The 19,562-nt window shown below is 45.8% G+C and carries 13 protein-coding genes; 4 read left to right on the top strand and 9 right to left on the bottom strand.

The window, feature by feature from the left end; all coding sequences use genetic code 11:
- The first annotated feature begins 330 nt into the window (after window positions 1-330).
- Entirely contained in the window at window positions 331-1,512 is a 1,182-nt protein-coding gene (locus tag QUA70_RS09040; protein ID WP_333332168.1) for a glycosyltransferase family 4 protein, read from the top strand.
- Window positions 1,513-1,668: 156 nt separating this feature from the next.
- On the opposite strand, the gene QUA70_RS09045 is transcribed toward QUA70_RS09040, so the two are convergent.
- From QUA70_RS09045 to QUA70_RS09075, 7 genes are all read right to left on the bottom strand, one after another.
- Window positions 1,669-2,796 carry a glycosyltransferase family 4 protein gene (locus QUA70_RS09045; RefSeq protein WP_333213014.1) on the bottom strand — a complete coding sequence of 376 codons (1,128 nt, stop codon included), beginning with the start codon at window positions 2,794-2,796 and terminating at the stop codon, window positions 1,669-1,671.
- Window positions 2,797-3,543: 747 nt separating this feature from the next.
- Complete coding sequence (locus QUA70_RS09050) at window positions 3,544-4,752, bottom strand: DegT/DnrJ/EryC1/StrS family aminotransferase (protein ID WP_333346429.1); 1,209 nt, start codon at window positions 4,750-4,752, stop codon at window positions 3,544-3,546.
- 606 nt (window positions 4,753-5,358) lie between these two features.
- Window positions 5,359-5,934: an alpha/beta hydrolase gene (locus QUA70_RS09055; RefSeq protein WP_333346427.1), complete on the bottom strand. Its 576-nt coding sequence runs from the start codon at window positions 5,932-5,934 to the stop codon at window positions 5,359-5,361.
- 591 nt (window positions 5,935-6,525) lie between these two features.
- A complete protein-coding gene (locus QUA70_RS09060) occupies window positions 6,526-6,834 on the bottom strand; it encodes a DUF3493 domain-containing protein (protein ID WP_333255077.1) in 309 nt (102 codons plus the stop codon).
- A 168-nt stretch (window positions 6,835-7,002) separates the two neighbouring features.
- Entirely contained in the window at window positions 7,003-8,235 is a 1,233-nt protein-coding gene (locus QUA70_RS09065; protein ID WP_333346424.1) for a DUF445 family protein, read from the bottom strand.
- 85 nt (window positions 8,236-8,320) lie between these two features.
- Window positions 8,321-9,028, bottom strand: a complete 708-nt coding sequence (gene ubiE, locus QUA70_RS09070) for a bifunctional demethylmenaquinone methyltransferase/2-methoxy-6-polyprenyl-1,4-benzoquinol methylase UbiE (RefSeq protein WP_333346421.1) — start codon at window positions 9,026-9,028, stop codon at window positions 8,321-8,323.
- A 245-nt stretch (window positions 9,029-9,273) separates the two neighbouring features.
- Window positions 9,274-10,218 (bottom strand): response regulator, encoded by a 945-nt coding sequence (locus QUA70_RS09075; RefSeq protein WP_333332184.1) that lies wholly within the window; start codon window positions 10,216-10,218, stop codon window positions 9,274-9,276.
- 156 nt (window positions 10,219-10,374) lie between these two features.
- Here QUA70_RS09075 and QUA70_RS09080 point away from each other — a divergent pair, with 156 nt between their 5' ends.
- Complete coding sequence (locus tag QUA70_RS09080) at window positions 10,375-11,469, top strand: RuBisCO accumulation factor 1 (protein WP_333332187.1); 1,095 nt, start codon at window positions 10,375-10,377, stop codon at window positions 11,467-11,469.
- A 185-nt stretch (window positions 11,470-11,654) separates the two neighbouring features.
- Here QUA70_RS09080 and QUA70_RS09085 read toward each other — a convergent pair whose 3' ends face one another.
- Window positions 11,655-12,662 (bottom strand): DUF4349 domain-containing protein, encoded by a 1,008-nt coding sequence (locus QUA70_RS09085; RefSeq protein WP_333346418.1) that lies wholly within the window; start codon window positions 12,660-12,662, stop codon window positions 11,655-11,657.
- 167 nt (window positions 12,663-12,829) lie between these two features.
- On the opposite strand from QUA70_RS09085, the gene QUA70_RS09090 reads away from it, so the two are divergent.
- Entirely contained in the window at window positions 12,830-15,286 is a 2,457-nt protein-coding gene (locus QUA70_RS09090; protein WP_333346415.1) for an ATP-dependent helicase, read from the top strand.
- Between the two features lie 454 nt (window positions 15,287-15,740).
- On the opposite strand, the gene QUA70_RS09095 is transcribed toward QUA70_RS09090, so the two are convergent.
- Window positions 15,741-17,477 (bottom strand): pseudouridine synthase, encoded by a 1,737-nt coding sequence (locus tag QUA70_RS09095; RefSeq protein ID WP_333346412.1) that lies wholly within the window; start codon window positions 17,475-17,477, stop codon window positions 15,741-15,743.
- Between the two features lie 247 nt (window positions 17,478-17,724).
- Between QUA70_RS09095 and QUA70_RS09100 the strand changes: the two genes are divergently transcribed.
- Window positions 17,725-19,407: a tetratricopeptide repeat protein gene (locus QUA70_RS09100; RefSeq protein WP_333332199.1), complete on the top strand. Its 1,683-nt coding sequence runs from the start codon at window positions 17,725-17,727 to the stop codon at window positions 19,405-19,407.
- The last annotated feature ends 155 nt before the right edge of the window (window positions 19,408-19,562 follow it).

Raw genomic sequence — 19,562 nt, forward strand, 5'->3', positions numbered from 1 at the left:
AGTGCCGATAGTGAGTGTCGATCGCAACTTCGGAGATCAAATTGCAGGGGACAGTATTTCTCCTTACTTAGTCGGGATTAATTCCCGCATTCTACTGGCAACACACACTTAGAAAAATTCCGAGAAAATTAGCCTGAAAGCCCCCATACAAAGCGACTGCAGCCGCTATCTATTGACGTGCCTGTTGCCGGAACTGTTTATAATAAGGCTGAAGCAAAATAAAATTAATCGTGCGGTTGTGGCGGTACATCAAACCGTCCCCATCAACATACTTACAAACCTTTTGCACCGTAAGTCCTATTAAATAGTCTACAACCAGAGTAGAGGAAAATGCGCTTAGTAATAGTTCAGTATGCCGGCGATTACGCAGAAGCCTTTGAGCGTTTAGCCAAAGGTGGAAGCGAAACATACTACGCTCAAAAATATTCTGTTGATGCCGTCACCGAGATGGCAAAACGAGCTGAGTCAGTAACGGTTATTTGCTGCATGACACCCGAATTTAACGATCGGGTTCTAGAAAACGGCGTGCGGGCGATCGGTTGCGGATTTAATTACAAAATTGATCCCCAAAAATTGATCGACTTAATTGCCCAGCAAAATCCGACTCATTTAGTCCTGCGGACGACTCTTCCAGACCTTTTTAATTGGGCAATTAAAAAGGAAATTAAAACCATCGCTGTATTTGCCGAATCTATTGCAACAAAAACTTGGCGCAATAAATACCGCAACTATTTCCTATCCCAATTGTTGAATAACAAGCAAATAGAATGGGTTGGAACTTACGGCATTACTTCATCTTTATTATTTAAAGAAATAGGAGTAAAAGCTGATAAAATAATTCCCTGGGACTTCCTCTTAGAGACCAATCCCGGCTCTTTGTCGCCGAAAAAAATCCCTGCGGACATCAAAAAAATTCAACTTTTTTACGCTGGTTCGTTAGTACAAAGTAAGGGAGTGGGCGATATATTGAGAGCCGTAGCAAAGTTAAGAGAACGGAATAATATATCAGTTCACTTAAAAATGGCAGGTAAAGGTGAAGAGGAGTTTTTTGCCCAGCGAGTCGAAGAGTTGCAAATTAAAGATTGTGTAGATTTTCTGGGAATCGTGCCAACTCAGAGTTTAGAACCTTTAATGAGAGAATCCGATCTCGTGTTAGTTACTAGCAGGCACGAATATCCCGAAGGTTTTCCCCTGACAATTCAGCACGCTTTACGCACTAGAACACCGATAGTAGCTTCGGATCACCCGATGTTTAAAACCCACTTAAAGGACGGTATTAATTCGATGATTTTTGAGGCGGGGAACTCTCTGGCTTTAGCAGAATGTATCGAAAAAGTTATTTCGGATTCAGCGCTTTACCACAATCTTTCTGTCGCTTCTCACTCAACCTGGCAGGAGTTGCGTCTGCCTGTCAAATGGGCGGACTTGATCGATCGCTGGCTGGATGATTCTCCTGAAAGCAAACAGTGGTTATTTGAACAACGACTAGCTTCTGGAGCCTATAACTCATGAAAAAGTTAATAATTAGGTCAACCTAATTAAACTTGAGTAGGACTTATATCTAGTCCTGTCATATAACCCTCATCAGGCAAGTCGTGAGGACGAAGAGTCGTTTCTTAAAGATTTTAACAAATAAGGACTCTTCGTCAGTCCTCTCCTATTGAGTTTTTATTTTGCCTGCATTTTTTGCCGAATCTGCTCTCCGCGCCTAGCCGCAACCTTTGGCCAAGTAAACTCCAAAGCTCGCTGGCGGGCGGCGGCTCCCATCTTAGCCCGCAAATCAGGAGAATTAGATAGTTTTCGTAGTGCCTCCACCCAGGCGTCAGTATCGTAAGGAGGAAGAATTATGCCCTCAACGCCATCACGCACCACACCACCTCCTCCCATCGGTGAAGCCAGAATCGGCAAACCATGACCCATTGCTTCATAGATAACGAGTGCGCTACCTTCCTCCAGACTGGGAAAGGCAAAAAAGTCAGCTTGGCGATAGGCAGAACTGTAGTCCAAGGCATAATCAAAGTGAACTACATCAGGACGTTTCAGCAAATGGCTGCAAGTGTGAGCAATCGCCGGTTCGAGGGAGCCAAAAATTGTCAGCTTTCCCTTAATCCCAGCTCGCTCCCAAGCCTGCAAGAGCAGGTGAGTCCCTTTGCGGACGCAGGCAAAACCTAGGAAAAGGACGTTAACTTCCTCTGAGGCCGGTTTTTGGGATTGATAATTGGGGAAACGCGACGGCGACCAACCTTCTGTGGTTAACAGCAGTTTTTCTTCAGGAACTCCGGCTTCTTGAAATGATTTTACTACTGCCGGACTGGGACAAAACAGAAAGTCAACTAGCTTGAGTTTTTGCTCTTCGGTCTTAATTTTTTCTGGGGTAATTGCGTGTTGAGGTTGCAATTCCAAGCGAGAGTAAGCATCGTCAAGGATACTCTTAGCTTGACTTTGACAAGTATTAACTCGCTCCCAAAAAATCGGCTTACTTTGCTTGTTAACGCTCTTTACAGTATCTAATGATATAGCGGGCCACAAGTAGGCAACATCAAAATTTTTGATATCTTTGAGAAAACGCTTCTCTGCCTTGATTTTGGGAGCACTAGGGCTGCGGTAATAAAAGTTTGTCAGAAATGACGGAATTGCTTCAACTATATTTGAGTTGCGGCAGGAGCGATCGCAACTCGGGACAACCATGCGAGCATTCAGCTCAGGTTTTTGCCATTCTTTGCACACTGAAAAAAATACGTGGCTGATGGCTCGGTCATTGCAATGAATTGGGAATAAAGCACTCAGTTTTAACATAGGATTCATCTTGAATTAACTAAAGTTTTTCTAGTTGTTTCTAAACACGGATATAGAAAAATGAGGCTCGGTTTAGAGACCAGTCTTGTTTGATTGAAAAGTAGATTCTGCCGTCTGACAGTGATTGTATGGTGACAACATAACATTAAGTAAATTCACTGACAAGGCCCTGAACCAAAAATTATGTATTTTTACTGTAAAGAATGAAACAGCAGCATCCAAAATGCACTGAAAATTTTTCCAAGATGTTTGGCGTCATACTAAATAGGGCTTTTCAAGCGTTTTAGATAACGTGGCGATTGAAATTGCTGCTACACCTACTCTCCTCCTGGATATTACGTACTAAAATAACTGACCGAAAACATCCAGAGTACAAGCTCCCGGATCGCGGCCGCGGATCAGGTCTCACTCATCTGGGCATCCGATCAAACGGAGAATGGTACAGGCCGCTTTTGTGGCATCTAAAATCTCAAATTTCAAATCTCAAATCCATCGACCGGGTATTAAACCCGGATTTGGTATAGCAGAAGGAACAAGGAAGAAGTTCACCACCCCTGCTCCTTCCTTGGGGGAAATCAGAAGGTAAATGCAATAAAATCAATGGTTTGGGCTATTAAAAACCTCCGGTGGAACCGAAAAGGTTGCTAGATCATTACCTTCCAAAGGGCGTTGTGGAGTTAAAAAACATCCTAGCTGCTTTTCTTAAAGAACAGCTAGGATGTTTGTATGGCAAACTATTTCAGGATTTTAGCCTGCTGTTGCCAAAGCTGGATTCTTAGTTTTGCCGATCGCCAAACACTTTTTAACACCAGCAATTACATCTTCCACATCTGCATCTGTTAATTTGGCCGAAATCGGCAGGCTAACTGTATGCCGCCCAATGTAGCCAGCATTCGGATAATCTTCGGTATGCCATCCAAACATTTTTTGATAGACAGGATGTTCCGGCATACTCATGTAATGTACGCCGACACCGATATTTTCAGCATTGATAGCATTGAGAAACTCGTCGCGGCTGATTCCAGTTTTGGCTTCATCTACCAGAATGGTGTACAGGTGATAAGCGTGAATTGTATCCGGTTCCGGGTTCGCTGGCAAAGTAATCGGCAAATCCGCAAATGCTTCGTTGTAGCGCTGCCAAATCTGCTCCCGCCGCTGCCAATAAGGCGTGACTCGTTTCAATTGATGAATGCCGATCGCAGCTTGGATATCCATCATATTGTATTTAAAGCCGACTTCCACCACTTGGTAGTGCTTGTAACCCGAATCGCTGAAGCGCTTCCAAGCATCTTTGCTCATACCGTGCAGCGCTAAAATGTTGAGCCTGTCGGTATCTTCTTGACTGGCGGCCAGAATCATTCCTCCTTCCCCGGTCGTAATGTTTTTGGTAACATAAAAGCTGAAGCATCCGAAGTCGCCAAATGTGCCTGCTTTCCGTCCCTTGTACTCTGTTTCGATTGCGTGAGCACAGTCTTCAATTAACTTCAAGTTGTGACGGCGAGCAATATCGCAAAGCGCATCCATATCGCAGGGACGACCTGCGAAGTGAACCGGCAAAATTGCTTTAGTTTTTGAAGTGATTTTAGCTTCGACTTGAGCCGGGTCAATATTCATTGTCACCGGATCTACATCCGCCAATACCGGTGTTGCCCCTGCATGGATGATGGCATTAACTGTAGCGCAAAAAGTCATCGGAGTAGTAATGACTTCATCCCCCGGTTCCAAGCAAGCAGCGAGGACGCTCAAGTGCAGTCCCGCCGTACAGGAATTGACTGCAATCGCGTACTGGGAACCTTTGTAAGCATTAAAGTCGTCTTGAAACTTCCTGACTTTAGGGCCTGTACCCAACCAACCTGTTTTCATGGTTGCCACCACTTCTTGAATTTCAGCATCTTCGATCGCCGGAGCACCGAAAACCAAGAAACGGTCTTTTGAACGAATAGGATTGTTGTTCATGTTGCTAATGTTACCCAGTAAATAGGGTTGATAGAGTGAAAGTGTACTACCCTGACAGGTACGGTTTTATTTGAATTCGAGGTGCTGATAATTAATACAGTCTCTCACCTTTTTTTTTCAACTTTTTTAGTCAAGAGTTTTAGCCTAGAGGTTGCGTAATAGTGTCTGTTATAGCACGAGCTTACTAATTAGCCGTGGTTTTTCCCCAAGCGCCTGACTCTGACAGCGTTGATCTATCTTAAGATAGATCAACTGCAATGTCCACCCAATCGTATTTCAGTTTATGGGGGATACACAAGGTCTTTGTCGGTTTTTTTACTGACAGATTTTTATTAATCAAAATATATATATTTTCTTTTAAATTTGTGTAAACCATCGAACGTTTATCCCGACCCTTCTTTTACAGCCAACTTATACCATTTTAGATGTTAGATTTTAGAATGCCTCATTCCCGTCAGGTTTGGAGCTTGCCTGGAGTTAATTTTTATTTTTACTTGTGTAAAAATCAGGCAAATTTTGCACAAAAAAAATGTAACTCCCCTGTAATTTATGCAGGTTCAGCAACATTCTGCGATCGCACGAATCAACCCTCCTTGCCAAAATCCGCTACAGTCTAGGCAGGCGAATCTTGTTTAAAATATCTTGCAGCCGTTCTGAAACGCCGCCCAATTGTTCTGACAAAGCTACAAGTTTGCCGTAAGCTTCAACTAAGCGATCGCCCTCAACATAAACTTCTGAATTCGGATAATTCTTCATCGCTTCCAGCAGCGTAATCTCGTTATCATTAGTTGCAGACAGCACCAAGGCCTCGCGCAAAGCTTCTCGATTTGCATTCCCAGAAGGAGTGCGAATTACCTGACCCACTTCATCGAGAATTATTTCGCCAACCTTGCTGTTAAGCGTCCGATCCAAAAAGCTTTGACTGACTTTCACTGGTCTCGTCAGACTGTTGCGAACCGCTTCCGGGTCTTTTTTTGCCTTTCCCAGCAGCATTTCTAACCCGGGCGACATTTTCCCAGTATCTGCAAAAATTTCTAATTCGCTGACGGGTAAAGTCATTCGGATCGCACTGTATTTGAGCACTACCTTTTCGGCCGCCGCCGCAGCACTGCTGTAAAATAGAATTCCCGCGCCTGCTGCTAAAAATAACGTCCACCGCCCTTTGAAAAATGATCGACCCATAGTAAAACCTCCCAACATTTTTTTCTACTTCGACTTTGACACATCTCATTAGTTACTGCACAGACTAAGGTCTTCGGGACATGCCAAATTATTCGATCGCCCCAGCACTTAAACCATTTTAGATTTTAGATTTTAGATTTTAGATTTGCAAATGACTGATCATCGTGATTTCGAGTAGGGGCCTACAGTTGCATGATTTTTGGGAACTGGTATTACCTATATCGGATGCTAGGCAAAAAACTCGGTTCCGGGCGCTAGTACGGGCTTTTGACTCTGTGCGCGGTGCACACCCGATTCAATCTCCCAATCTCCCGATCCTCGCACAATGCCGAACGCCAGCTCTTCTATCAGTGAAGGCTGGCGCTGGGCTTAAATTTATTTTATATATTTAGGGTCTTTATGAAAGCTGACCCCAATTGAACGAATTACAAGCGGTTGATGATTAGGGCCTTTAAATTTGCTGACCCCAATTTAAGCCACATTATTATGATAACAGGGATCGCTGGCAAACCAGGATTTCATAATAATTTCTTTATATTTATAATTTTTCCTTGCATCAGATAGATTTTTGTCTCGATTGGTAAATTTTTTTTACTTCGACTTCGGGACTCGCCCCTCGGCGCGCTGCTCCCAGCGGAACAGGAACACCATCAGGGCCACAACTCCGACTTGGAGGGCAAAATTGGGCAAAGCAGAGCCAATTTCCCTGCCCGAGGCAATTTTAGCGAGGAAAACCAAGCCGCCGATAAAGCCAGAAGCGCCACAAGCTACGTAAACAAACTGTCGCAGAGGCCGGTAGGGAGTGGCCATTTCTGCGGTTAAACGCTCGTATTGTTGACGGCTGAGGTTGCGCGGGTTTTTTGGGATGTTTGTGCGATCGTCCGAATTTGGAGCTGGCATAGATTTAGAAAATAAGTAAATTAGGATTGGGCCACAAAAACCCGGTTTATACCAAAAACGGTCTGGCTGAGGTAGCCAATGCGGTCGAAAAACCTGGTTTTTGGTACTGTGGGCGCAAGTCGAGTGAATATTAGACTACAACAAATATCCCGCAACTGCCGAAATAAATCACCGCTGAATCCAAACCACAACTGTCTGCAAACAGCCGACAAAAACACCCAAAAGACCTCCTAAATTTACAATTCCCTGCAACTCGCTTTGGACAATTCCCTGAATTGCTAACTCTAACTCTTCAGGAGAAGTACCTTTTACTCGATCGACAATCACCTGGTCAATATTCAAAATCGGGATAGCCTGAGCTACAATATTTTCTAAATCCCGCTCTAGATAGCGCTCTAAAACCAAAGCCAGTTCTTTGCTGACAATTTCCAGGGAAGCGCTCATCACCGCTGAAGTTTGCAATCGATTGAGAATCAACCGCGAAATATTTTCCCAATCAATAGATTTGCTCAACCCCTCAAGTACCTCTGTACCCCGCTGTTGAACGTAGCTGCGAACGCTGTCGCGCATAGTTTTTCGCAACTGTCTCACAGTCGAAACCGGTAAATTTTGCATCGACAAATTTTGCAGCCATTCCTGAATTCGCCCGCGAATTCCCAAAGAAATAGTTAACTCTGCTAAGCGCTGATTTGTGGCTTCTCTGTCATCCAGACAAAAAGTCCGCAGCCGAGTTAAAGTGTTCCGCAAACCAAACAAATTTGCTACTACCCAATAAGTGCCGCTGGTTTTTTCTCGAAACCCTTCATCGATGATCGAAATATTGCGATCCGTCAAAAAGTCAATTAAAGCCTGCCGCAGCACTTCCGGGGGTATTACTACCTGCAACAACCACTCAGCAAGCTGAGCCGCCTGAGCTTCCGTTAGCTGAATCTCCAGCAAAACTTGGTCAAAAATTTGATTTAGCTGAGCTTCTAAAAAATCTTCCCGGCGCGCCAAAACTTTGAGAATTCGCGGCACAGATTCCCCCAGCAAATCTCGCAGAATGTTAGCGAGAATTTTAGCGGTTTTTTGCTCTGCGTCTGCTTTTACCTGATCCAGCGCTAACTGCAACAGCCAGAGAATCACCGACTGCATCCGCTCGGTTTGCAGGAGGCGGCGCGCTAAGTTTTGCAGCTCCTGTGGCGTCAGCAGCGAACCCATAATTGTGTCGGAAATTCGCTTTGCCAAGCGCTCTTGGTTGCGGGGGATCAAGCCTGGAGTGAAAGGCAACTGCCGCCCTTTGATGTAAATAGCTCGATAGGGGCGGAACAGCATTTTGATAGCTATATCGTTAGTGAAATAGCCAATAATTCCTCCCACTACAGGTGGGGCAACCAACAGCCAAATGTCAGACGGATTCATAAAGGATTAAAAATAGGGTAAGGTGCACAGGGATCGGTGCACCCTATAGTTAGATAGCTGATATAGACTCGAAGCATTTTTAATTTTAAATTGCTTTGCCCAGTACCAATACTCCCATCATAGCTCCGGCAATCGGGTAGTGGGTGGCGGCGGCAAATCCGGCTTTGTTGGCGATCGCCACTTGCTCCTGGCCGATCGGGAATTTTTCTAAACTAGGATTAATGTAGGCATATTCTTGAGTCATGCCAAATTGCTGAGCAAGGGGCACTACGAGAGTGTCTAGATAAAACTGCTGAAAGCTCCGCATTAGGGAATTGCTGGGGCGGTGGAGGTCGAGAATAGCTGCTTTGGCACCGGGTTTGAGCACGCGGTGCAATTCCTGAAGACTGCGGGGGATGTCAGTCACGTTACGCAGGCCGTAACCCATTGTGGCGCAGTCGAAGTAATTGTCAGCAAAAGGCAAGTCTAGGGCGTCAGCTTCTACCCAGGAAATGGGACTGGCAGGGGTAAGAAAAGGTCGATCGCGCCTGGCAGCCACGGCCAATTGTTCGGCGGAAAAATCTACTCCAAATACGCAACCGGTCGGCCCTGCTTGTTTGGCCAGCAGCAAAGCTAGATCTCCGCTACCGCAGCACAAGTCTAAACAAGTATTTCCCGGGCCAGCACTGCTCCATTTCACCGCCATTTGCTTCCAAATCCGGTGTTGCCCAAAGCTCAACCAGTCGTTCAATTGGTTGTAAACTGGTGCAATTCGATTAAATATATTTTTAATTTCTTCGGCGTTATTAGTCATTGGTCATTGGTCATTGGTGATTGGTGATTGGTAATTGGTAATTGGTCAGCCGGAAAAAATAATTAATCCGTGCATTCATGTCATGCTGTCGCCAGTCATTAATGCTTTTTTATTTGTTAGCGGTTGGTGATTTTTTGTCTATAATCATTGGTTTGCTATCATTTTCGACTCCAGAGATCCCACTGATGACTAAAGACTAACAACTAAAGACTAAAAACTAATGACTGATGACTAATGACTAATGACTAATGACCCTGAAAACTCGTCAATACCAAAGCAACTTCTTGAGCGGCGAGGTGAACTGTTGTGAGTTCGTCGGGGCGCAGGGAACAAGGTTGCTTCCACTGCATGGAAATCAGGGCGATCGATCGACCTTTGTGAATCACTGGGATGCTCAGGTGAGCTTGAATGCCGGATTTCTGATAGTGCGGCAGACTCGCTAAGGCTGTGTCAAGCCCAATATTCACAGCACCCTGAATAGTTTGAGAGCTAATTGCTTCTCGAACCAGAGGGTCATCTGCCAGCCAATTTTCCACAGTTGAACCAGTGGTGTGACAGCCTTGGACTGATATTAAAGCATTTCCTTCCACCAGTTGCAAAATGCAAGCGTCAGCCAAAAAATTATCACTTATAGCAGTAGCAATTGGATCTAAACTTGCTTCCAAACTCGGATAATCCACAGCCGTTTGCATGATTGTTGCTAACAGTTGTATTTGATTTTGGGCCCGATCCAATTCCTCAGTCCGCTGCTTAAGAATTTCATAAGTCTCGGCCGCCTTTTGCACCACCATTTTCAGTTCGTTCGGGTCCCAAGGCTTAGTGATATACTTGTAAACCTGTCCTGAGTTAATCGCATCCACCAAGTCTTCAATGTCCGTAAAACCAGTCAAGATAATTCTGACCGTATTCGGAAACTGCGGCACGGTTTTGCTCAAAAACTCCGTTCCCTTCATTTCGGGCATCCGCTGGTCGGAAATGATGACGGCGACCTCACCTTCGATGCCGAGGACTTCCAAGGCGCGAATTCCGCTCTCAGCTTTGAGCACGTTAAAATCTCGTCGGAAAGTGCGGTAGAGTAAATCCAGATTGTCTGGTTCGTCGTCTACTACCAGCATTTTGGGCTTTTTCGGTCTGTGTAGGGTCATGAGCTGGCGTTTAATTTGATCTAGCTCTGAAATGGCATTATCCATAACAATACGATAAACTCCCCTTTGTAAATTTAGGCGAGCAACTATTCTGTAACAATAGTCTCATAACTCACTTACTATTAATCTATCGCTCTGCCGCGACACGAGCCTTGCCGGTATCCAATCCCACATAACTTAACGCTGGTTTTTGATTCAATTATGACTGATACACCGCAAGATTCATCCCCTCCTGCATCTGCATCCTCCACAAATGCTGTGGATGCCGAAAAGTTAATTCGATCGCTCCGCCGAAAAGAAGGCACTTGGGTAGAGTGGGGACAGGCCTGCACTGCGCTGCTAAAAGCTGGCTACAACTCTCAAAGGATTTTTGAAGAAACTGGTTTTGAGCCAATTCAGCAAAATCAAGTGAGCGTCGCAGCCCAAGTTTACACCAGCATGGTCAATGCTGGGGCTTCAGACGAAGTTCGATCGCACTTCCTGGGCAAAGGTAGTGATATCTTATACGAGTTTCGGATTCTCTCTCAAGTAGAGCGGGCCGGGGCGGCAGCTTTGATGCTAACCCACAATTTGGATGTTGACGATGCTCGCCAAGTTGCTAAAGCGATCAAGGAGTTTTCGCACTTCGGGAGTCTCCCCCAAGGGTTCACAGACACTCCCGGCGATGCTATGGCTTACCAATGCTGGCAATTAGCGAGACAGAAAAGCGATTTGCAAGAGCGATCGCGCTTAATTGCTCGCGGTTTAAAATTAGCTAGCAGCCAAACCGCTAGGGCGCAAATCGAGCAGTTGCTCGTTGATTTTACCGTAGTTTCGAGAAAGGAAGCGCCCCGCCTGCCCGTCTACAGGCTCGATTCTGAGGAACAATTGCCCCGCGTTGTCCCGGTTGTGGGCAAATTGCCGCTTTCTACGACAGATTTGCTGGCAGTGCCTTTGCCGGAGGAAATCGAGCCGTTCCGAATGGTAAAATTTTCTGGAGCCGGAGCTTGGGTGGCGATTCCCGGATGGCAGGTAATTTTGAACGCTGAAGATCCGGTGGCTGTTTTGGAAATGAGCGATCAATTGCCTGTACCGCTACAAGGCAAAGTTGAAGAAGTTTTGATTATTGCCGATCGATCCCAAAGACAGTGGGATGCTGACAGTTATTTCCTTGCTGATAACGCTGGTAATTTAGAATTGTACTGGTTTGAACAATCCCCGGATATTCCTATTTTGGGGCGAGTTGTTCTGGTGATGCGTCCGAAAAAGATTGTGGATGAAGACTATACCAAAGATGGATGGCAAATTGATGATTAGTCAGTTGACTGTTGACTGTTGACTGTTGTCAGTTGACTGTTGACTGTTGACTGTTGTCAGTTGACTGTTGTCAGTTGTCAGTTGCCAGTTGTCGTTGGTTTTAATAACGGTTTCTCCGGCTGTTCCACAATAGATAAATTTTATGTGGGTGGAATGACTAATGACTAATGACTAATGACTACTGACTACTGAGGCGGTTTCGGTTCTTGAATTTGCGGAACAGAATGCTGTTTCTTAAATCGATTAAAGCCGTAAACCGCAGCCCCAATTAACAGCAAATAAGGACTATAAGCCAACAGCCAAATACCCAAAGCAAATAAACCGAGCGTCAATTCGGCCACAGAATGAGTCGCTTTCCCCCAAGTTTCCTGCGCCCGCAAACCTAGAGAAGGTTCCTGAGTTTGTTGAGCCGATACTGCTGCTTCTAGAGTTAAGCTAATAGTCGAATAGGCTACTTGATTTCGCAAACTTTTTAACTGAGCGTCAATGCGTTCGATCGACTCCCGAATATTGCTCAACTCTTGAGAAACTTTGAGCACATCGCCGACAGAACCCGATCGCTCCATAATTTTTAACACCATTTCCTCGGATTTGCGGAGGTTCCGCAGCCTAGCCTCGCTGTCAACTAATTGATCGGTAACATCCTCAGCCGTCAGAGCACGGTTCTCTACTGTTCCGAGTTTTGCCAAAGTGTCTAAAGTAGTTTCTAACCGTTCTTGAGGCACGCGAATCTCCACAGACGCGGTTTGGCGGACACTCGAATCCGGCGGCTTTTGATTTTGGAAACCCAAGATATCGCCTTGCTGTTTTTCGACAATATTAGTAACAGATTTAGTGCTGGCGTCAAGAGATTTGACAACTAGACTGAGTTGGGCTTTTTTAATCAGTTGGGGACGGGTTGCTGGAGTTTCTGCTGCTTTTTTTGATGCACCAGGAGTTTTTGACCTTTGGGCTGCTGGCTCGGGTGCTGGTGCCGATTGTGGAGCCGATGCGGCCACTTGGTTTTCACGGCTGCTGGGTGAATCTGCGCCGCTTGGAGCGCTGCTGGTCAGTTGAGATCCTCCGCAGCTAGGCAAAGCAATGGCTGAAGATAAAGTTAAGAATACTGCCACAGCAAAACGAGTTGTGCTGTTGTTGGCTGGGTTTGGGTTTGGCTTGGGCGGGGGGGAATTGATTTTGAGGTGAGTTTTCATTGGGGTGACTCCTCTAAAAAAAAGCTTGGGTATTGAATTTTATGCTGGTTTCAATTTAAGCTTCAATAGATAGTGTTAGTTTAGCCGATACCGAAATGGAAACGGTAGAGGTTGAATATTTTTTTATTTTTAACCGCAGATGAACGCAGATAAACGCGGATGTAATAATGACTGATGAATTTGATTCTGATTTTATGCGATCGACAACGAATATTGATCGCCCTGGCAACATTTCCTCTGGGTTAGACTCTGCCGCAGTTTTGCGAGAACAAGCTTGCCTTAAAATTCGCGAAAGCTTGCGTGCGGGCCAGCAGGACATGGCGGATTGGCAAGGCGGCCCCCTTGCTGTTTCGGCGGTTCCAGGGGCCGGGAAGTCTACGGGAATGGCTGCTGCGTCGGCAATTGCGATCGCCCGCAACGGGCTTCACAACCGCCGCCAGTTAATTGTCGTGACATTTACGCGATCGGCTGCTGCTAATATTAAAGCTAAAATTCGGGAAAGATTGGCAGAATTGTCTTTATCTCAAGGTGGTTTTGCCGTGCACACTTTGCACGGTTTAGCTTTGAATATTGCGATGCGCCATCCCGATTTGTCGGGTTTAAATTTAGAAAATTCAACTTTAGTGACTCCAACTCAAAGTCACCGATTAATTCGTACCTGTGTAGAACTTTGGATTGCTGAAAATCCCCGCAGATATCAAGTTTTGTTGGAAGGACAGCAATTCGACGGAGAGGAAACGGAGAGGCTGCGGCGACAATCGGTTTTGCGGACGGAAATTTTGCCACAGGTAGCTAAAACTGTGATTCACGAGGCGAAATCTTCGGGTTTATTTCCCGAACAGTTGTTAGAAATGAACGCTCTTGATACTGGGGACGGTTATGAAATTTTAGCTGTAGCTGGGGGTTTATATCAAAAATATCAGGCTTTGTTGAGGAGTCGGGAATTTATCGATTACGACGAAATGATTTTAGCCGCTTTGCGGGTGTTGGAAAATCCGAGGGCGAGGGCGATCGAGCAAAAGCAAGTATTTGCCGTTTTCGAGGACGAAGCGCAGGATTCGACACCTTTGCAGACTCGGCTTTTGGAAACATTGGCGATCGATCCCGATCATCCTAACTCACCTCCCAATTTTATCAGAGTGGGCGATCCAAATCAAGCGATTAATTCTACCTTCACTCCCGCCGACCCGATTTATTTTAACCAATTTTGCGATCGGTGCGAAGTAGAAAATAAGTTAGCGACCATGGACGGCGCAGGCCGTAGCACCCAGGTAATTATCGATGCAGCTAACTTTATGTTGCAATGGGTAAATAGCTCAAAATTAGCGGGAACCGAACAGCCTTTTCGCGACCAAACCATTAAGCCAGTACCCAGCGATGATCCGCAGCAAAATGCAAATCCTGCCCCTATTGGTCGTGGCTTAGAATTGCATACTCCCCGCGATATTTACCATACAATTGAGTTAATTGGCAAACGGGTAATTGAGTTAGTAGAAGAATTTTTACCGACTGATTTTGAATTTGGCAGGGATGGCAAAGATATCGATTCAGGGGGAGAAGCGAGCGAGGGGGAAAATAGTGCCAAATTGCCGTTAGAAAATCTGAAATCGATGGCTATTTTGGTGCGGGAAAACAAACAAGGTAAGTTTATCAAAGAAGTGCTGGAAAATCCTCAAAAACACGGATTAAGCTTTGATTTGCGTAAATACGGGATTAAAATTGAAGATGTGGGAGAACGCGACAGACATTCTCAAGTACCTTGGGAAATTTTAACACTGCTGCAATTCCTCGATCGCCCGCACTCTCCAGACTATCTGAAAGCAGCCTTAAAAATTTTGAGCGATCGGCAACTGATCCCCAAACAAGACTACAATGCTTTTGCGACTAGCCCCGAGCAATTTCTTTACCCTGGCCCGCTAGACCCGCAGCAGTCAGACCCGGTTCGCAAATGTCGCTATTTTTGCTGCGGTTTGCTGCAAGCTAGCTTAGAACTGCCACCATACCAAATCATTTCATTCTTAGCCTTAGCGCTGCAATACGACCAAACAGAATTAGCCACGGCCGACAAATTAGCAGAACGTGTAGCAATCCAAACAGCCGGCAACAATTCTATGCGTAATATTTTGGACGTACTGAGCGAAATTGTCAGTTCCGAAAGATTTGAACCTGTGGATGCAGACGACAAAATAGAAGAACGCTATACCAGCAAAGGTCAACTAACAATTATTACCATGCACAAAGCCAAAGGATTGGATTGGGATTGCGTATTTTTGCCGTTTCTGCACGAACAAACCATCCCCGGAAATTTGCGAGTTTTGCCGCAAACCCGATTTTTAGGAGATTTCACTTTAGCAGAGGTAGCAAGAGCACAAATTCGAGCAAGTTTGCACGAAAAATATCCTTTACCAAATTTAGGCGAAGCTTGGGAACAAGCAGGTTATTTGAAAACAGCAGAAGAGTTTCGACTGCTGTATGTAGCCATGACTAGAGCAAAAAGCTTGCTGTGGATGGCGGCGGAGAAGAAAGGGCCTTTTACTTGGAACAAACCAGAGAATTTGCAGGAGCAAAAACCTTGTCCGGTAATGCCTGTTTTGAAGCAGAGATTTCCGAGTAATGCCATATAAAAGAAGTAATAAGTAGCTCGTTCCCCGGCTCTACTCATGGGTTAAAACTTAACCTGAAGTTTCCCGATTTTAGGAATTTCTAGCTTCTCTCCCAGCCTTGGTATATAATGCTTTCAGAACCTGCGACTCGTTTAACCTAAATGGCTAGAAATATCCAGGGACGGTTAGCCTAACCCTCTGGTTAGTACAACTAAATACACATCCTTGTGCAGGATTCACAAGGGGAGCATCTCACTTTTGATGCGCCCTATTGAGGGTAATATGAATTTCCTATATTTCCCTAAACTCTTGCTTCATCTAATACGCAATTCTCAAGCATTCTGATTGTTTCAAGGTGGCTGCTAACCTGTAAAGTTGCTCAGAATTCAGGTTGCTTTGATTACTCAACAATAAATATTTGCTGCCTCTATATGTAATTCCTACTGCTAGACTATCTCTCGTTGCCGCCCTGTGATCAAAATGGTGTTTCTGCCTGTAGGTGTAACCTTTCTCCCAACTGCGGATGCTCAAACGAAAGTTCCCGCGCGTGCAAGTGTAGCCGCTTTGCAGCAGCCCGACATCCGTAAAGTCGATCGCCCAAAATCGGTATCCCCAACCCTCGAACATCCGCTGCATGAACCCTCAATTGATGCGTGCGTCCCGTCAGCGGCAAAAACTCGACGCGATCGCAATTTCCCTCCCTCGCCATTACCTGAAAGCGAGTAACGCTGGGTTTTCCGCACTCCCAATTGACTTGCTGGTAAGGGCGATTTTCTGGATCGCCGCAAAGTGGGAGTTCGATCGTCCCCGCATCAATTTTTACAGTACCCGAAAGCACCGCTTCATAAACTTTGTGAACCTGCTTTTTTGCAAATTGCTGCCTGAGTTGACTGCTAGTTTCTTTGTCCCGCGCCAATACCAAAATCCCAGATGTTTCCAAATCCAAACGATGCACAACTGTCAAATTTAAACTATCCGGTAACAAGTTACGCAAACGACTGAAAACACTATCTTGATTTTCAAAATAACGACCCGGAACTGACAGCAAACCCGAAGGTTTATTAACCGCAATCAACCATTTGTCTTCATAAATAATCGGTAGCATTTGCGTAACGGGCAAGATGCCCGTTCCACAAGAAAAATTATTGCTTGTGGGCAGTAGGGGTTGGGCTTCTAGCCCGCCCGTAAAACCCTCATCCATCTTAGAAACAATCGGATTTTGAGCCAATCCTGACAGCAAAAAACCCATCAACGGCTGACACCGATCGCCACAAGCACCATAAAATTCTCCCTGTATCTTATCCCCCGATGGCGGCCCCCACCAAAACTCAGCCATTGCCAGCGGTTTCAGATTGTTTACTGCCGCACAGTGGAGCAATTTTGGGGCGCAGCAGTCGCCGGTACCAGTGGGAATAGAATTAGTTGGCATCAATGAGGAGAGCGATCGCGATTTTCCCAAAAAATTCACCAGAGAGTAAGCCGCGTGCATTTGCGTTTGAAGTTCGCGGGAAAGTTCTTTTCGCTGCTGTTTCAGCGCCCGCATCCGCAGATCCGCAGCTTCAATTAATTGTTTTAGCGGCTGCAATGTTTCATCCCGCTGCCGTTTCAATTGTCTGCGTTCAATTTTCTCCAAACGACTTTCTTGATTCAGTTGTTCCAGGGCAATTTCTAGTGTTTCTGCTGCGAGAGTTTGACACAGTAACTGGCGTTTTTCATCTCGCTGCTGCTTGCAATTGCGGTGCCGATCGCTCAAAACTTGCATTTGCACTTCAAACTCCCGAAATAAGGCTTCATACTCTTGTCGCTGCGGGAGTTGATTGAGTGCAATAAGTTCCTGTTTCATCGCCTCCAATTGAGTTAACGTGCGGGCTTCATCAAAAGCAACTCGATCTCGTCCCGGAATCGGTAGCACCCAGCCTTCAACAATGCTGCAACCGTTCAGCAGCCCGGAAAATGCTTTGAGTATCCCCTGTTCCCCCGAAGGCATCTCCACCAGTAATATGCCGTACATCTTGCCCTCGCGATCGTAGGAATCGTCAGCCGCCAGGTACTGCATCAAACCCCGCGCGAGATCCTCGGACATTCGAGTGCGCGGCAGTCTCAGCAGCTCGCCACTTTGAGGACAACGGCCTTCGTACCAATAATTCGGGTGCGAGTCGATCGACTCCCAATGACAGTCAGTGAAATCTAAAAGCGCGTGCAACTTTAGCATCTTAAATTTGGTTTGAAACCTGAATTAGGACATATCTGCTTGTGTCTTGACGGTATTTTACAGCGGTGTACCGAAAGCGGGAACGGGGCATAATTTTATACCTACTCGAATTAAGTAAAAATGATTTGTCGCACCAAGCCTGATATGCTAAATTTGTTTCAAAACAGCAGCGAGATTAAGAAAAGCATAAGTTAATATATAAGACCGCAAGCTTGTTATCCCACTAATTTTTTTATGTGCAAGGCGTATGCCAGACCTCTCGACTTCGGCTACAGAAAACTCCTCAAACCCCCAACCATCACTGCTGCCGCCGATTTTAAGAATTTTTGCAGCATTTCCAGATTACGATCGGGGCAATAGATTGTACGCCGCAGGAAGGTACGAAGCGGCAGTCATTTGCTACGGAAAAGCGGTTCAAATTAAGCCGGACTGGGCCCGGGCGTGGCTGAATCTGGGCAAAGCTTACAAGCAACTGCACTCCTACGCAGAAACCGTAGCCTGCGCCGATCGAGCTACAGCAATTAATCCCGAAGAATACTGGGCTTGGATGCTGCGCGGGACAGGGCTGTTAAGTTTGCAAAATCACTCAGAAGCGATCGCGGCTTTCGACACCGCAATTCAAATCAATTCAGAAAAGCACGAAGCTTGGTATCAGCGAGGCCGAGTTTTAGAGGAATTGCAGCAGTGGGATGCAGCCGCAACCTGTTACAAAAAAGCAACCCAACTTCATCCGAATTTGCCCGCCATGTGGTATAGACAAGGCAACGTGTTGGTTCAAGCGGAGCGCTATCCTGAAGCCGTGGCGGCTTTCGAGCGCGCCCTGAAACTCGTCCCGATGAATTGGGAAGCTTGGCTGAACCGAGGTTTGGCTTTGATGAAAGCGGAACGCTACGCTGAAGCTGTAACTTCTTACGATCGCGCCATTCAACTGCAACCACAAAATAGTCTGGCTTGGTTCAATCGAGGCATTGCTTCAGCAAAATTGCACAAATATGCAGAAGCCGTGACAGCTTACGATCGCGTACTGCAAATGCAGCCCAACGACTGCGAAGCTTGGTTTTATAAAGGAATGGCCCTCAAACACCAGTGGGCGGATGCGGCAATTGCTTGTTTCGATCGGGCAATTCAAATTAATTCTTTTTATCCCGAAGCATGGATCGGGCGCGGTCAAACACTGTCAGAAGCGAGAGATTTTGAAGGGGCGATCGCTGCTTTTGACCAAGCCGTTCAAATTAATCCGAATTTTCCCGAAGCTTGGCTGGGTAGAGGCATCGCCCTGGCAGGATTGGAACGCTACAAAGAGGCAATTATCGCTTACAGCAATGCCCTACAAATTGAAGGTAATTTTCTAGAAGCTTGGAACTTGCGAGGCGAAGCTCTGGAAAAATTACAGCAATACGAAGAAGCGATCGCCTGTTTTGATAAAGTAATCTCTCTGACTTCCGAAGCAGAAATTACATCAAAAGTAGGGTTGCAGCAAGGCGCAGCGCTGGAAAAATTGCAGCGTTACGAAGAAGCAGTCGCAGCTTACAACCGCGTACTAAAAATCGTGCCCGACAATTTTGAAGCTTGGTTGAAACGCGGCAACGCTTTGTCAAAATTGCAGCAGTACGAACAAGCTCTAGCATCATACGATCGAGCAATTACTGTCTGGCCCGACAACTATCAAGGCTGGGTACAGCGAGGTCTGATCCTAGGGGAAATGCAGAACTATTCCCAAGCACTCGTCGCTTTTGACCAAGTGATTCAACTCAAGCCAGACAACTGGGAAGCTTGGGCACAGCGGGGCGACGTTTTGCAAAAATTGCAGCGAACTCAAGATGCCATTAGCTCTTACGGAGTCGCCCTCGAAATCAAACCCGATTACTACGAAGCTCTAGTCAGTCGAGAAGAATTGAGACTCAAGGGCGCGATGTCAGGCAAGTGGTAAGGGGAAATTGACGAATAGTTTTGAGTTTTGAAATTGCTTTGTTCCTCGTAATACCGCGCTGGGGTGAAGTTTGAACTATTTAACTTAAAACTAAAAACTTTCCGTCTTCTCTCTCCCTCTGCGTTCTCTGCGCCCTCTGCGGTTCATAAAAAAAT

This window comes from Microcoleus sp. LAD1_D5 (genome assembly GCF_036702115.1).
GTDB lineage: Bacteria > Cyanobacteriota > Cyanobacteriia > Cyanobacteriales > Microcoleaceae > Microcoleus.